The 14,889-nt window shown below is 59.1% G+C and carries 16 protein-coding genes; 13 read left to right on the forward strand and 3 right to left on the reverse strand.

The features are described from left to right. Positions 1 to 104 precede the first annotated feature (104 nt). Together C9422_RS09200 and C9422_RS09205 are read left to right on the forward strand one after the other, a co-directional pair. Positions 105 to 1,013: a LysR substrate-binding domain-containing protein gene (locus C9422_RS09200; protein WP_116580416.1), complete on the forward strand. Its 909-nt coding sequence runs from the start codon at positions 105 to 107 to the stop codon at positions 1,011 to 1,013. After that, positions 1,010 to 1,369 carry an MmcQ/YjbR family DNA-binding protein gene (locus tag C9422_RS09205; RefSeq protein ID WP_116580417.1) on the forward strand — a complete coding sequence of 120 codons (360 nt, stop codon included), beginning with the start codon at positions 1,010 to 1,012 and terminating at the stop codon, positions 1,367 to 1,369. The genes C9422_RS09200 and C9422_RS09205 overlap by 4 nt, the downstream gene beginning before the upstream one ends. 11 nt (positions 1,370 to 1,380) lie before the next feature. Here the strand turns inward: C9422_RS09205 and C9422_RS09210 are convergent, their stop codons facing one another. Together C9422_RS09210 and C9422_RS09215 are read right to left on the reverse strand one after the other, a co-directional pair. Further along, a complete protein-coding gene (locus C9422_RS09210; RefSeq protein ID WP_116580418.1) occupies positions 1,381 to 1,809 on the reverse strand; it encodes a DUF1294 domain-containing protein in 429 nt (142 codons plus the stop codon). Further along, positions 1,806 to 2,636 carry an undecaprenyl-diphosphate phosphatase gene (locus C9422_RS09215; protein WP_116580419.1) on the reverse strand — a complete coding sequence of 277 codons (831 nt, stop codon included), beginning with the start codon at positions 2,634 to 2,636 and terminating at the stop codon, positions 1,806 to 1,808. Before C9422_RS09215 ends, C9422_RS09210 begins: the two co-directional genes overlap by 4 nt. 234 nt (positions 2,637 to 2,870) lie before the next feature. Here C9422_RS09215 and pnuC point away from each other — a divergent pair, with 234 nt between their 5' ends. The 8 genes from pnuC (at position 2,871) to C9422_RS09255 (ending at position 9,177) form a co-directional block, all read left to right on the forward strand. Continuing rightward, complete coding sequence (gene pnuC / locus C9422_RS09220) at positions 2,871 to 3,434, forward strand: nicotinamide riboside transporter PnuC (protein ID WP_116580420.1); 564 nt, start codon at positions 2,871 to 2,873, stop codon at positions 3,432 to 3,434. Beyond that, positions 3,431 to 3,955, forward strand: coding sequence for an AAA family ATPase (locus tag C9422_RS09225; RefSeq protein WP_116580421.1), 525 nt, complete (start codon positions 3,431 to 3,433; stop codon positions 3,953 to 3,955). Before pnuC ends, C9422_RS09225 begins: the two co-directional genes overlap by 4 nt. A gap of 346 nt (positions 3,956 to 4,301) precedes the next feature. Then, a complete protein-coding gene (locus tag C9422_RS09230) occupies positions 4,302 to 4,748 on the forward strand; it encodes a hypothetical protein (RefSeq protein WP_116580422.1) in 447 nt (148 codons plus the stop codon). A gap of 1 nt (position 4,749) precedes the next feature. After that, positions 4,750 to 5,352 carry an adhesin gene (locus C9422_RS09235; RefSeq protein ID WP_116580423.1) on the forward strand — a complete coding sequence of 201 codons (603 nt, stop codon included), beginning with the start codon at positions 4,750 to 4,752 and terminating at the stop codon, positions 5,350 to 5,352. Positions 5,353 to 5,416: 64 nt separating this feature from the next. After that, positions 5,417 to 6,244 (forward strand): hypothetical protein, encoded by an 828-nt coding sequence (locus C9422_RS09240; RefSeq protein WP_007970056.1) that lies wholly within the window; start codon positions 5,417 to 5,419, stop codon positions 6,242 to 6,244. A 63-nt stretch (positions 6,245 to 6,307) separates the two neighbouring features. Then, entirely contained in the window at positions 6,308 to 6,988 is a 681-nt protein-coding gene (locus C9422_RS09245; protein WP_116580424.1) for a C39 family peptidase, read from the forward strand. 26 nt (positions 6,989 to 7,014) lie between these two features. Next, a complete protein-coding gene (locus C9422_RS09250) occupies positions 7,015 to 7,824 on the forward strand; it encodes a hypothetical protein (RefSeq protein WP_116580425.1) in 810 nt (269 codons plus the stop codon). A 45-nt stretch (positions 7,825 to 7,869) separates the two neighbouring features. Then, on the forward strand, positions 7,870 to 9,177 hold the full coding sequence (locus C9422_RS09255; RefSeq protein WP_116580680.1) for a transporter: 1,308 nt from the start codon (positions 7,870 to 7,872) through the stop codon (positions 9,175 to 9,177). 234 nt (positions 9,178 to 9,411) lie between these two features. Here the strand turns inward: C9422_RS09255 and C9422_RS09260 are convergent, their stop codons facing one another. After that, positions 9,412 to 10,737, reverse strand: coding sequence for a sigma-54 dependent transcriptional regulator (locus tag C9422_RS09260; protein WP_116580426.1), 1,326 nt, complete (start codon positions 10,735 to 10,737; stop codon positions 9,412 to 9,414). Between the two features lie 343 nt (positions 10,738 to 11,080). Between C9422_RS09260 and C9422_RS09265 the strand changes: the two genes are divergently transcribed. The 3 genes from C9422_RS09265 to nhaB all read left to right on the forward strand — a co-directional run bounded on the left by C9422_RS09265 (position 11,081) and on the right by nhaB (position 14,504). Beyond that, positions 11,081 to 11,347, forward strand: coding sequence for a hypothetical protein (locus C9422_RS09265; protein ID WP_007970062.1), 267 nt, complete (start codon positions 11,081 to 11,083; stop codon positions 11,345 to 11,347). Positions 11,348 to 11,633: 286 nt separating this feature from the next. Continuing rightward, positions 11,634 to 12,923, forward strand: coding sequence for a hypothetical protein (locus tag C9422_RS09270; protein ID WP_116580427.1), 1,290 nt, complete (start codon positions 11,634 to 11,636; stop codon positions 12,921 to 12,923). Between the two features lie 78 nt (positions 12,924 to 13,001). Then, the gene (gene nhaB / locus C9422_RS09275; protein WP_116580428.1) at positions 13,002 to 14,504 is read left to right on the forward strand and encodes a sodium/proton antiporter NhaB; all 1,503 of its coding nucleotides are present in this window, start codon (positions 13,002 to 13,004) and stop codon (positions 14,502 to 14,504) included. The last annotated feature ends 385 nt before the right edge of the window (positions 14,505 to 14,889 follow it).

Here is a 14,889-nt window from a genome sequence, read left to right on the forward strand (position 1 = left end):
CAAGGGCGATCTGATGGGACTAATCCTACAGACGAAACCAATAGCTGATTAGTCGGCAACAATGCGATAGTTCGTCTCACAGATAGAACAATCGGATTCACATCATGCAAGACCTCAACGACCTGTATTACTTCGCCAAAGTCGTGGAAGCCGGGGGATTCGCCGCAGCCGGACGCTTGCTGGGCATTCCCAAGTCCCGACTGTCGCGGCGCATAGCCGAACTGGAAGAACGCCTGGGTGCACGTTTACTGCAACGCACCACCCGACAGCTGAAACTGACCGCTGTGGGAGAGCGCTACCTCAGGCACTGCCAGGCGATGCTGCTGGAAGCGGAAATGGCCGACGAGGCCGTGGCCAGCATGTCCAGTGAACCCCGCGGGCGTTTGCGGGTGTCCTGCCCGGTCGGGTTGGCCCACGAAATATTACCGGGGGTGATCAGTGACTTTCTCGAACGCTTTCCGCAGGTCCAGCTGGAGGTCATGCTGCTTAACCGGCGAGTTGACCTGGTGAACGAAGGCATTGACGTTGCCCTGCGTGTGCGGGAACTGGGCGACGAAGACCCGCTGCTGGTCACTCGCCGCCTGCGTCAGGCGCAGATGCTGATGGTCGCCAGCCCCGGTTTCCTCGCGGGACGTGAGATCAATCACCCCGAAGATCTGAAAAGCCTGCCGGTGCTCGGCGCACTGGAAGCCGACCGCATGGTGCACATCCGCCTGCTGGATCAAAAGGGCAAGAGTTGTGAACTTGCGCTCGAGGCCCGGCTGGGCATCGATGACTTTATCGTGCGCAAGGCCAGTACCCTCTCTGGCATCGGCTTTACGATGCTGCCCATGATGTATTGCGAACAGGAGCTGGAAAACGGCTCACTGGTGCAGTTGTTGCCCGAGTGGTCGCTGCCCGGTGGCTGGCTGCAGGCGGTCTATCCTCATCGACGCGGGGTGATGCCGGCGGTACGCGCCTGGATTGATCACCTGGTCGAATCCTTCAATGCCTGTGGGGAACGATTGTTATGAAAGCTGGACGGATGAGCGAAGAGGATGTCGCGAAATTCTGCCTTAGCCTGCCGGGAGCGCGGGAAGACTATAAATGGGGCGGCGTACGGGTATTTTCGATTGCCGGGAACAAGATGTTCGCCTTGCAGGGCCTGCGGGGTGACTCCCTGGCCTTCAAGGTCGACAAGGATCTGTTTCTCGGTCATTGCGACCGCCCGGGGATTCATCCGGCGCCCTATCTGGCGCGCGCACAGTGGATCATCATGGAAACGCCCTACCCGCTCGGCAGCGAAGAACTACAGGGATTGCTGCGCCGCTCCCACCAATTGGTGGTCAGCAGACTGCCGAAGCGCACCCAAGTCGGGCTGTTGCTTTAGGGCGTTCCTTATTAGAACAAGGCGAACAGGTGTGCGCCGAGAAACAGGTGATCGATCCAGAACACCTGGTGCATGAGCACAATGATCCAGAACACCAACTGGTACGAGACTTTGCGGGTTTTGTGGCGAAATGCCTGTTGGGCCAGCAACGCACCGGGCCAGCCGCCAGCGAGCTCCAGCGCATGCAGGACGTTCTCCGGCGTTCGCCATTGTTCGGCGCGCGCCTTGCGCTTGTCGCTCCAGTACAGGAAAAACGTCACGACGCTGACGATGCCGTAGGCCGCAAGGGGAATCAGCGACTCCCCGTGCAGCCATAACGACAGCGAACCCGACAGCGGCAACGCGCACAGGACTGCAAACAACAGCCACTTCAACCGTGAATGGCGGATCTGTCCCCCGGACGGGCGTCCGGGGTTGTTGCGCGAGCGCGAGTCACTCACGGCTTGGCCGCGCTCCAGTCGACCCAGCCGAACTGCCAGGTCGCCAGGATGATCAGGCCGAACACAATGCGATACCAGGCAAACGCCGCATAGCTATGGTTGGCGATGAACTTGAGCAGCCCGCGGACCGCAATCATCGCAAAAATGAACGCCGTGACGAAGCCGATGGCGAACACCGGGAAATCCGCCGGGACAAACAGCTCACGGTACTTGTAGCCCGAATACACCGCTGCGCCGACCATGGTCGGCATCGCCAGGAAGAACGAGAACTCGGTAGCGGTCTTGCGCGACAGGCCGAACAGCAAACCGCCGATGATGGTCGAGCCCGAACGCGAAGTGCCCGGAATCATCGCCAGGCATTGGGCCAGGCCGACTTTCAAGGCATCTTTCCAGGTGATGTCATCCACGGATTCGGCGTGTACTTCATGCTGGCGGCGCTCGGCCCACAACATGATGATCCCGCCCACGACCAGCGCGGTTGCCACGGTGATCGGATTGAACAGGTAATGGTGGATCAGGTCGGCGAAGATCACGCCCAACACCACGGCCGGCAAGAACGCGATCAACAGGTTTGCGGTAAACCGCCGGGCACCCGGCTGGGTTGGCAGACCGATGACCACGTCAAGGATCTTGCGTCGAAACTCCCACACCACCGCCAGGATGGCACCCAGCTGAATAATGATGTTGAACGCCATCGCCCGCTCGCCCCCGAAGCCGAGCAAGTCGGCCACGATGATCTGGTGGCCGGTACTGGAAATGGGCAGGAACTCGGTCAGCCCTTCTACAACCCCAAGAATCAATGCCTGAAAGGCGGTCCAAAGATCCATCAATCCCCCAAAAGGCTATGCGCGCCGGCATGCCCCGTTAATATTTTTTCAAATGCTTTGATTGCGCTCAGCGTAGCTGAGGTCCCGCGCATCAAGGATCACCACAGAACCGTTAAAATCCTGTGAAAAAACCAGCTTGAATCAGCTTTACCCGTGCGGGGGGCGAAATCCTATCAGACAAGTCCGATCGGCGGTTACAATCCGCCCCCTCTTCGATTACCCCAAGGTATCTCCATGTCCGGGCTTGAACTGTTTGCCGCCGCCCTCGGTGTCATTGCCGTCTGGCTGACGGTCAAACAGAACCCCTGGTGCTGGCCTATCGGCCTGGTCATGGTGCTGCTCTACAGTTGGATCTTTTTTGAGGTGAAGCTGTATTCCGACATGCTGCTGCAAGTCGTCTATGCCGCCTTGCAGCTTTACGGCTGGTGGCAGTGGACACGGGGCGGGGACACGTCCCATGGCCGCGAAGTCAGTCGCCTCGACGCTCGAACCGTGGTGTTGAGCCTGGCCATTGGCGCAGTCGGCAGTCTGTTGCTGGGAGCGGCCATGGCCCACTGGACCGACGCTGCACAACCCTGGCTTGATGCGGCGCTGACCGGATTCAGCCTGGTAGCGCAGGTCTGGATGGCGCAAAAACGTGTCCAGTGCTGGCCGTTGTGGATCGCCCTGGATGTGATATTCGTCGGGTTGTTCGTCTATAAAGGCCTGTACCTGACCGCCACCCTGTACGGGTTGTTCGCCGTCATCGCCGTACAGGGCTGGCGCGAATGGCGTGCCGATCCGGCATTGCGCGCATGAAAGTCCTGGTCCTTACAGGCCCTGAATCCAGCGGTAAAAGCTGGCTGGCGGCTGAGTTGCAACAGCGTTTCGGCGGGATGCTGGTTGACGAGTACGTGCGCCGGTTCATCGAGCAGAATCCGCGGGACACCACGTTGGCCGACATTACGCCCATCGCCCGCGGTCAACTGGCATGGGAAGACCAGGCGCGGGTGCAACAACCACCTTTGCTCATCCTCGACACGCACCTGCTGAGCAATATCCTCTGGAGCCAGACCCTGTTCGGCGATTGCCCCGCCTGGATTGAACCAGCGCTACTGGCCCGGCATTACGACTTGCACCTGCTGCTGTCACCGGAGCACGTCGAGTGGACGGATGATGGCCAGCGTTGCCAACCCCGATTGAGTCAGCGCCAGGTATTTTTCGAGCAGACCCTGGCCTGGCTTGAACACCACGCACAACCGGTTCAAGTGCTGCACGGAGATTGGGCAGAACGCCGAATCCAGGCACTCAGCGCAGTGACCCGATTGCTCGGCGCCTGACTGGCGTTTGGGGCAATTCACCCATCTTCCGCCTGCTGAGGGGGGGAAAGTGTCCGATCCTGAAACACTCTCCCTGCCTGAAACTACCCATTTCAACGCTCCTCCTCGTTTGCTCAACGCAGGTGTTAAGGCGTTGTTACAACAACGCTAGAACCTTTGTTCCAGAGGGGTTGGCCCGCAATTACGGTCTACCTGCGCCGGGATTTGTCTCACCGTTGATACACTGTCGACACAGGGCTCCCGAACCAAGTCTGTAAACCATTGAATCAACTCGATATTCAAAAGGCGGCACAGCTTTCGCTCTATTCCTCAAACAGCTGACCGGGGCCAGCTTACAAATGAAGGAATGAATGTCGTGGAGATATTCAAAAAAAAAGGCTTGATGTGCCTTCTGCTGATCGCGAGCACTGCCGGCACTGTTCTCAGTTTCACCGTTCAAGCCGAAGGCAACGGTGTCATCGTGCTTGATCGTACCGTTCACCCAACGCTCATCGGTCGCGGCGGCGGCAGGGATCCGAACCCGGCCACCATCAGTGCCAACCCTTCTGCCCGCGTCACCGGCGAACTCAGCGACGCCGATATCGCCGGGGTAACCACCGGAACGACCCCTCATAACAGCTTCGGGCAAAACCCGGGCGGCATGCAAGGCCTGAGTGTCATCACCAACCCCAACGGTTTGCCTGGCATGTCCGTCGGCCACGGTGGTGGCAGTGGCGGCGCCATTTCAGGAACCATCAACCGTGCCATGAGCACCGGCCTCAGCCCACTGGGTAGAATGGCGGGGGGGCAATGAGATGGATCGTTCCTTTCTTCTACCTGCCCTGTTGACTGCCCTGTTGCTTGCCCTGCTCGGCGGCACCAGCGCGATGGCCGATTCGGGCGTCAGTTCGGTGAACAACGCCACCCTCCTGGACTCCGGTACCCAATACCGCGGCAACTTCAGCGTCAACCAGGCGGCGGGTGATCAACAGCAGCAGGCCAACGTCCGCGCGATCGCCATTGGTACCCAAGCCGGTGCAACTACCAGCGTCAGGCAGAGAATCACCACGCCCGCCAATGCATCGATGGATGCGACGGCCACTATCGGCGGCACCTCTTTCAGTCATGGCAGCGGCGTACTGGGCGTCAACCAGAGTGCCGGTGCGAACAACCAGATGGCCAATGCCCTGCGCATCAGCATCGGCGCTGCACCGCAAGCCATCGACGACAGTGCTCTTTCTCAACAGAACGTGGCGTTGCTACCGAACTCGGGAGCAACTGGCACCCCAATCGGCAGTCGCCAGGTCGTGACAAGCGACCAGGCCTTCACTGGCAGCCGGGGCGTGATCCAGGTGAACCAGAGTGCCGGGGTGGGGAACCGAATGGCTAACACCCTGAGTATCCGGGTCTCTGACTGACCCCGATACAGCGCGAATGGGGAAGTACCAACACTTGAACTACCAATGAGCACGGAGAATCACCATGAACCCGACAACTGCTCTCAAACCACTGGCTTTCGCCCTGGCAGCAGTGATGGCATTCGCAGCCCAGGCTGATCCCGTGCAGGGCAATGGACAGGGCAGCAACCAACAGTCCAATGGCCCGTCGCTGGATCAAATTCTGCAGATTACCTCAGGCGCCGGGGCCGCCGTGCTGGACTCGCAGGAAAGCAGTGACAGCGGGGTAGTGAACCGGGGCACACAAAACGACGGCAAAATCGATAACTCCCTGAACAGCTCCAACGGCAACATGGGCGCCAACGTTGCAGCCGGTAACGGCAACCAGCAAGACAACGCCGCCGCCCTTGCCACGGCGGACGAAGCCTTCATCTTCGGCTCCGCCGTCACCGTCTCCAGCGCGACTCAGAAGAGCACCGGCAACACCGCCAGGAACCACTCCAACACCAACAACACAACGCTCAATAACGCTGGCAACAGCGGTTCCGGCAACATCGGCATCAACGTCACCACCGGCGACTTCAACCAACAGAAAAACAACCTGGCGATTGCCGTATCGGGTGGCCGTGTAGCAGTAGCCGCGGCGGCGGCGAACCAAAGCACGTCCGGACTGAAAGTCACCAACAACGCCAGGCCTGAGTTCGTACCCGTAGGTGTACTGGGCCTGTCCGGCGTAACCACTCAACAAGTGATGACGCCAGAGGGCTGGAGACCTCCTGTAACCAACAATGCTTCGATCACGGGCTCGATGAACAACTTCTCCGGCAACGGCGGAGCCAACGTATCGTCCGGCGTCGGCAACCAGCAAAGCAACTCGCTGTCGATCGCCGCAGGCTGCAAATCATGTCCATAGTCGCGACCGCCATGAAAGAGCCTCGGCGACGGCGCTTTTCCTCGGTCTGAAGGCGTATCGCCCATGCGTAAGACGGCCCTTTTCGCCCTGCTGTGCCTGTCTGGGCTGACCCAGGCTGCACAGATGCCGGTTGCCGCCCTGCCGGGCGGCGTGCTGGTGTACAAGCACGTACAGAGTTTGCGTGAGCGCAAATTCAGCGACATCGTCGAACAGAAAACCGATTTCAGCTGCGGCGCCGCCGCGCTGGCAACGATACTGCGCCAGGCCTATTGGCTTGACGTCGATGAAGAGCACATCATCAAAGGCATGCTGGTCTTTGCCGACCAGGACCTGGTCCGTACCCAGGGTTTTTCCATGCTGGACATGAAGCGCTACATAGAAAGCATCGGCATGCGTGCCCGGGGCTACAAGATCCCGCCTGAAAGACTCGATGCCGTGACGATTCCAGTGGTAGTACTGATGGACATTCGCGGCTACAAGCACTTCGTGGTGTTGCAGCGGGCGGACAAGAACTGGGTGTACATCGGCGACCCGGTGCTCGGTCACAAACGCTACTCCCATGATGACTTTGTCAAAGGCTGGAACGGTATTGTCTTCGCTATCATCGGTCCCGGTTACGACAAGGCCAATGCGTTACGCAGTCCGCCGGAACCGCTGACGGCCAAGAACAAGATGGATAATTTCAACCCGGTCAAAGATGCTGAATTGATGGATTTCGGTTTCATACAGAGCGACTTCTTTTAATCGCCAACAAGATGACAGGGGGCAGGATGCTCCGGGAGCAGCAAATGAAAACCTCGTATTGGGTGGTCACTGCCTGTCTGGCAGCGACCACTTCAGGTTTTGCTGATGAGTTCAGACCCATCGAAATCAAGGACCAGGAACTGGCCGAGTTGCGTGGCCGGTATGTGATGCCGGGGCGGATCATCAGCTTCGGCGTTGTCATGAGCAGTACCTGGCGCAACGCCAGTGGTGATCTGATCGGGGCGACCACCTCGATGCGTCTTCAGGCCGAAACGGTCAAGCCCGAGTTCTATGTTTCAACCTTCAATCACAGTGGTAAAGGCAGTTCGCCCAACTCAGGTACCGGTTCGAGCCACGGCTCAGGCACCGTTTCGGGCACCGCCCCGGGCACCGGTAACATAACGGGTGGTGCGGGACTGAGCACCTCTCAGGGCGTCACCCAGGTCACACGAGCCGCTGGCGATGGCAACAGTGCAAACAACAAGATCGCAATCAACGTCAAAGAGGCCAGCACGGCCCCTGCGCCAGTGCCGAGCCGTGGCCAGGCGCTGGTAGCCGGCCAAACCATCACCGGCAGCAATGCTGCAGGCAGTGTCGCCGTGTCCGCGACCGGCGGCGGCGTTCAGGTGGCCATCACCGCCAACAACAACCAGGGCTCAAGCCTGCAACAAGTCGCCCAGGGCGGGTTACTGCAAGACACCCGGTTGCTGGGCAACAGCAATGTGGTCAACAACATGACGCGACTCAACGTCGTGCTCGACAATAAAAAACCGAGTACTGGTGCATTGGGCTACAACCTGAACCAACTCACCGCATTACGGACCTTGGGGTATTGAGCTACGCTGAGACACGAGCATTGGGCACAAATGGACGGTTTTTTCATGTACCGATCGGTATCACTGCGTGCAGTTATTTGCTTGTGCTCTCTACTGCCGGTGGCGATGGTGCAGGCAGCAACTGACCCGGAAATGGAGGCTCTCAAACGAGAGCTTCTGGAGTTGAAGCAGCGATACGAAGTCCAGCAAAAGGCCCTGGCGGTTCTTGAACAACGGGTCCGCCAGGTCGAAGAACAGCCTGCGCCACCCCCGCCCAAACGCCTGGCCAAGTCGCCCGCGGACCTGAAGGGCAATCCAAACGTCGCCACCGGCACCGGTGCCGCGGCGGCTTCAGGGGGTGCAGCTGGGGGCAGCGGCAGTTCGTATGGACAATCGCTGGCCGATGACTCACAGCCGGCGCAAAGCGTTTCAAACCTGTATGACGAGGCCAGCGGGTTCTTCGGCGGTGGCAAGTTCAGTGTCGAAACCGGGATAACCTACTCCCGGTACGATACCCGCCAACTGGTCCTCAACGGTTTTCTCGCACTGGACTCGATCTTTCTCGGTGCCATCAACCTGGACCGGATCAAGGCCGACACCTGGACGCTGGACCTCACCGGCCGCTACAACTTCAACAATCGCTGGCAGTTCGACCTGAACGTGCCGGTGGTTTACCGTCAGTCCACGTACCAGTCCGGTGGCGGCAACAACGGCGCCGCCAACGTCACGACCGAAGACACCGTCAAGGAAGACCCGGCCATTGGTGACGTCAACTTCGGTATTGCCTACAAATTCCTCGACGAGTCGGCCAACACGCCCGATGCCGTGTTGACCTTGCGCGTCAAGGCACCCACCGGCAAAGACCCGTTCGGCATCAAGCTGGTTCGGGTGGACGCCAACTCCAACCTGGCCGTGCCTGAATCCTTGCCTACCGGCAACGGCGTCTGGTCGATCACGCCGGGGATCTCCCTGGTCAAGACCTTCGATCCGGCAGTGCTGTTCGGCAGCCTGTCGTACACGCACAACCTGGAAGAATCCTTCGACGACATCAGCTCCAACCCGGCGCTCAAGACGCCAGGCAAAGTTCGCATTGGCGACAGTTTCCAGATTGGCGCCGGCATTGCGTTCGCCCTGAACGAAAAGATGAGCATGTCGTTCTCGGTCTCTGACCTGGTGCAACGCAAAAGCCAGCTCAAGGAAGATGGCGGGGATTGGCAATCGGTGGTGTCCAGCGATGCCAACGCCGGTTACTTCAACATCGGCATGACCATTGCGGCCACCGACAACCTGACCATCGTACCCAACCTGTCCATTGGCATGACGGACGACGCCCCGGACTTCCAGTTCAGCCTGAAATTCCCTTACTACTTCTGACCAGGCTCTTCACGCAATCCAGGGGAACTGTAGGAGCCAGCTTGCTGGCGATGGGCTCCGGTGCGCCGCGTTCATCCAGTTCACGCGCGTTATCGTTAACGACCATCGCTGGCAAGCCAGCTCCAAGGGGCCATGCCCACGCTGTAACTGTAGGAGCCAGCTTGCTGGCGATGGACTCAAGCGCGCCGCGCCCGCAATTTTCATTGCAGCATTCTTTTTGTTTGAAGCAGGAATTCAACGAATCTGATGCTTGTGCAACAACCGGTAGAACGTCGGGCGCGACACGCCCAATACTTTGGCGGCGACACTCAGGTTATCTGAGTGGCGGTTCAATACATCGCACAACGCCTGGCGTTCGGCCCGGGTCTTGTATTCTTCGAGGGTGCCCATCGGCGCGGCAATCGCGTGTTGACTGATCAACCCCAGGTCGCGGGCCTCGATCTGCCGGCCTTCGGCCAATACCAGCCCACGACGAACGCGATTGGCCAGCTCACGAACATTGCCTGGCCAGTCGTGCTTGCCCATGGCAATCAAGGCGTCTTCGCTGAAACTGCGGGGGCGACGTCCGGTTTCACGGCTGTAGAAATGGGAGAAGTGATTGGCCAGCATCGACAAGTCGCCATGGCGCTCGCGCAGCGGAACGGTCACCACCTGCAGTACGTTCAGGCGGTAATACAAGTCTTCGCGAAAGCGTTTCTTCGCGATAGCGGCTTCAAGGTCGACATTCGTCGCCGCCAGCACCCGCGCGTCGACCGGAATCGGCTGACTGCCGCCCACCCGCTCGATGTGTTTTTCCTGGAGGAACCGCAGCAGATTGGCCTGCAACTCCAGTGGCAGGTCACCGATTTCATCGAGAAACAGGGTGCCGCCGTTAGCGGCTTCTATTCGTCCGACCTTGCGTTGATGTGCGCCGGTAAATGCGCCTTTCTCATGGCCGAACAACTCGGACTGGATCAAGTGTTCGGGAATCGCACCACAATTGATCGCGATGAAGGGTTTGCTGTGACGCTGGGACAGACGATGCAGGGTTCGTGCGACCAACTCCTTGCCGGTGCCGCTTTCACCGCGAATCAATACCGGAGATTCGGTTGGAGCCAGTTTGCTCAAGAGCTTTCGCAGTTCGCGCACAGGTTTGCTGTCGCCGAGCAATTCGTGCTCGGGCTGGTCAACATGCACCGTACCCTGCCCACGCAACCGCACCATGCCAAATGCCCGGCCCAGCGTTACCTGAACCCTGGACACATCGAACGGCAAGGTATGAAAGTCAAAAAACCACTCACAGACAAAGTCGCCGACATTTTGCAGTCGCAGCACTTCCTGGTTGAGTACCGCTATCCACTCTGCGCCACTGCGGCTGATCAATTCCTTGACGGCTTCCGGGTGCTCAAGGTGATACGGCTGCAGGCGTATCAAGCCCACGTCACAGGTTCGGTCAGTGGCGTGTTCCAGCGTGCAGCTGTCAACTTCCCAACCGATAGCGCGCAATCCAGGGAGCAGACGATAGCAATCGTCACAGGGGTCCACCACTAATAGACGTCGTGAAGCTGGCACATCGCTCATGACTGTTCCTTGGCGCCAATTTTTAGAAAAATTAGTAAAAACAATCATTTGGCGGACCTGACTGTAACATTAGCAAGAACTTGACAGTTCCTTGTACCGTTTGACTATAGGATTACGATACATCCAGTTATAAGAAGCGACTTTGATAGTTACCTAACGACTCTTTTCTTTCATTCAGCTTTCAAAGCCGGGCTCATTCTTGAGCCTGTGAAATAAAGTCGAAATTAATTTTGATTGTTGTGTGACCCGAACCCCGGTTGCGGGCATCAGTACAAGTAACCAGCCGAACGGTAAGCCCAACCGACGGCACATCACTTGATTGGGCACACAGAGAGAAGACCCTATGAACGCCCCGCTCCGTATCAACGAAGCACTTTTGATTGCCGACCGCGCATTTAAACCATTCAAATGCGTGGCCTGGGCTCCACAGGACGGTAATGGCGAACTCAGCCTGACCGTTATCGACCGCACCAGCACCAGCATTGGCCGCAAGCAGATCCCAAGCAGCGCTTATTCCGATCCCGCACAACTCGAATTGCTGCTGGAACAGGCCCGCGCCGAATTGAGCGAGGAAGGTTACACACTGCAGTCGTGGTCGATGCCGCACTAACCGTTTTGCGGATTACTCCGGGGTAATCCGCGCCCTCCCCCCGTCTTTTAGTTGGGTTCATCGTTCTCACCCATACGCACTCATTGCCCCATTAGTTTGAACTTCTGTGCACCTGATACTTTGCAGGCTTGCCAGTGGTTCGAAAAGACACTGTTGTGGCACACAACGACTCTCCGTCTGTTAGTTCATACCGTTGTGCATCTCCCCATTCAGGGATTGAATATTCCTCTTATAAAGTCGCCACCCAAACTTCTGGATCAGGACGACTCGCAAGGAGATGCGGTTCATGTCAATCCAGTCCGCCATTGCCTGCTCCACCGTCCGGAACACTGCCGGCACTCTCGATACGACCTTTGCAGGCAACGGCAAAACCCAGGTGTATTTCGCCGACAGCCTCTCCAGCATGGCCAACGACGTCGCAATCGATGCCCGGGGCCGTATGCTGGTGGCGGCAAAGGTCGCCATGGCCGATGGCAGCCGCTTTGGCCTGGCCCGCTTGCTGGAAGATGGCTCGGCAGACCTTGCCTTCGGCAGGCAAGGCAGCGTCATCGGGCAATTCGAACCCGGGTTCGAAGCCATGGGCGCCAAGGTACTGGTCATGCCCGGCGGCAATATCCTGCTGGCCGGCCTGCAATACGATAACGCACACCGCACGCTCCCGGGCCTGGCCTTGTTCGATCAAGAGGGTCGCCTGGTTCGAAGCTTTGGCGATAATGGCCGCCGCGTCGTGCGCTTGCCTGGCGGTCTGTCCCTCGGTATGCGCGATATCTGGCTGCCTCCCGGTGTGCCGGGCGCTGAAGCCTGTGATGTGGGCGTACAGCGAGACGGCCGGATCCTGATTCTGGCCAACCATCACTTCGAACTGGCCGATCACGTCGGCCTGTTGATACGGTTGGATGTCGAAGGCTCGCTGGACTGCTCGTTCAATGGCCGTGGCTTTGTGGTGGTCCGGCACCTGCTGATGAATACCTGGCTCAGCAGCCTGACAATACAGGGTGACGGCCGGGTTCTGGTGGGTGGATCGATCAATTTCCCTGAAGAAGGCTTACTGGCGCGCTACCACGCCGACGGCCGCCTCGACGACAGTTTCGCCGTGGACGGATTCCTGACGTTCAAGGCGCAGGGGCATGGCGCCCAAGTCAGTCAGGTGGTCCAGCAAATCAATGGAGACGTCTTGTGTTTTGGTTGCAGTCGCGAGCCGATGCACTGCCTGACGTACAAGATGCACAGCAACGGCCGCCCCGACAATCACTGCAACGGCGGCCAGCCGCAACGCCTGGTCATTGGCCACAACGGCTGCCAGTGGAATACCGCGCAGCTACAACCCGATGGCGGTGTGCTGACGGCGGGCGCAACCATCGGCGGCATCGAAGCAGACTTCCTGATCGGTCGATACCTGCCCGACGGCCGTCCCGATCACCACTTTGGCAATGGCCGCGGCTATACGCGTACCCGCCTCGGCCCGAGTCTGGATACCGCCACCTGTGTCGCGGCGCAGGCCGATGGAAACATCGTCGTAGGCGGCTATTCACTGCATGGAAACTACAAGGCGGTCATCGCTCGCTATCAGGGGTAGGCACGTGCTTTTTTCCTGCGCTTGATCTTCTCACCCGCTTGCGGCAAGTTGCGCGCTTCTTAAAACAAGGAGCAGCCGATGTCCGGTTCAATGGCCCAGGCGTTCGCGCACAACTTTCTCGGGCATTCGCCCCGTTGGTACAAGGCCTGCATCGTCGGCTTTCTGATTCTCAATGCCCTGGTCCTGTGGACCGTTGGCCCGGTAGCGGCCGGCTGGCTGCTGGTGCTGGAGTTCATCTTCACCCTGGCCATGGCGCTCAAGTGTTATCCGCTGATGCCCGGCGGCCTGTTGTTGGTCGAAGCCCTGCTGCTGAAGATGACCACGCCTCAGGCGCTGTATGACGAGTTGCTGCACAATTTCCCGGTGATCCTGCTGTTGATGTTCATGGTGGCCGGTATCTATTTCATGAAGGACTTGTTGCTGTACCTGTTCTCGCGTCTGCTGTTGGGGGTTCGCTCCAAGGCTGCGTTGGCCCTGATGTTCTGCTTTCTGTCGGCCTTTCTGTCGGCGTTCCTCGATGCCTTGACCGTGACCGCCGTGATCATCAGTGCCGCCGTAGGCTTTTACTCGGTGTATCACCGCGTCGCCTCGGGTAACGACCCGCGCCAGGACAGCGAGTACAGCGACGACAAACAATTGCCGACCCTGCATCAGGGCGACCTCGAACAGTTCCGCGCCTTTCTGCGCAGCCTGTTGATGCACGGTGCCGTAGGCACCGCACTGGGCGGCGTGTGTACGCTGGTCGGCGAACCGCAGAACCTGCTGATCGGCCATGAAATGGGTTGGCATTTCTCCGAATTCTTCACCAAGGTTGCGCCTGTATCCCTGCCGGTACTGGTTGCAGGCCTGGTGACTTGCGTCCTGCTGGAAAAGCTGCGCTGGTTCGGATACGGCACGCTGCTGCCGGATAACGTCCGTGCGGTGCTGGCCAACTACGCCGCCGAAGACAATGCCGAACGCACCGCCCGCCAACGAGCCGCACTGCTGGTACAAGGCGCCGCCGCATTGATTCTGATCGCCGGGCTGGCGTTTCACATCGCCGAGGTGGGCTTGATCGGCTTGATGGTGATCGTGTTGATCACCGCGTTTACCGGCATCACCGACGAACACCGCCTCGGCACCGCGTTCAAGGACGCCATGCCGTTTACCGCCTTGTTGGTGGTGTTTTTCGCCGTGGTCGCGGTGATTCATGACCAGCAATTGTTCTCGCCGCTGATCCACTGGGTACTGGCGCTGCCGGCGGACCAACAACCGGGCATGCTGTTCATTGCCAACGGCCTTCTGTCAGCCATCAGTGACAACGTATTCGTCGCGACCATTTACATCACCGAAGTGAAGCGCGCATTCATGGCGGGTGAGATGACCCGTGAACATTTCGAAACGCTGGCCATTGCGATCAACACCGGCACCAACCTGCCAAGCGTTGCGACGCCCAACGGCCAGGCGGCGTTCCTGTTCTTGCTGACCTCGGCGATCGCACCGCTGGTGCGCCTGTCTTACGGGCGGATGGTCTGGATGGCGTTGCCGTACACCGTGGTCATGGGCTTGCTCGGGTGGTATGCGGTGAGCTACTGGCTGTAACCCCCCAACCCTCTGTGGGAGAGCTTGCTCGCGATGGCGGCGGTACATTCACATCCAAGTGCCTGACAAACCGCTATCGCGAGCAAGCTCGCTCCCACATTATCCGAGGGGGTGCCAGACATTATGCGGTGAGCTACTGGCTGTAGCCCCCCGCCCCTGTGGGAGAGCTTGCTCGCGATGGCGGCGGCACATTCACATCCAAGTGCCTGACAGACCGCTATCGCGAGCAAGCTCGCTCCCACATTATCCGAGGCGGTGCCAGACATTATGCGGTGAGCTACTGGCTGTAGCCCCCACCCCTGTGGGAGAGCTTGCTCGCGATGGCGGCGGTACATTCACATCCAAGTGCCTGACAAACCGCTATCGCGAGCAAGCTCGCTCCCAC

The organism is Pseudomonas sp. B1(2018), from assembly GCF_003097365.1.
GTDB classification, from domain to species: domain Bacteria; phylum Pseudomonadota; class Gammaproteobacteria; order Pseudomonadales; family Pseudomonadaceae; genus Aquipseudomonas; species Aquipseudomonas laurylsulfatiphila.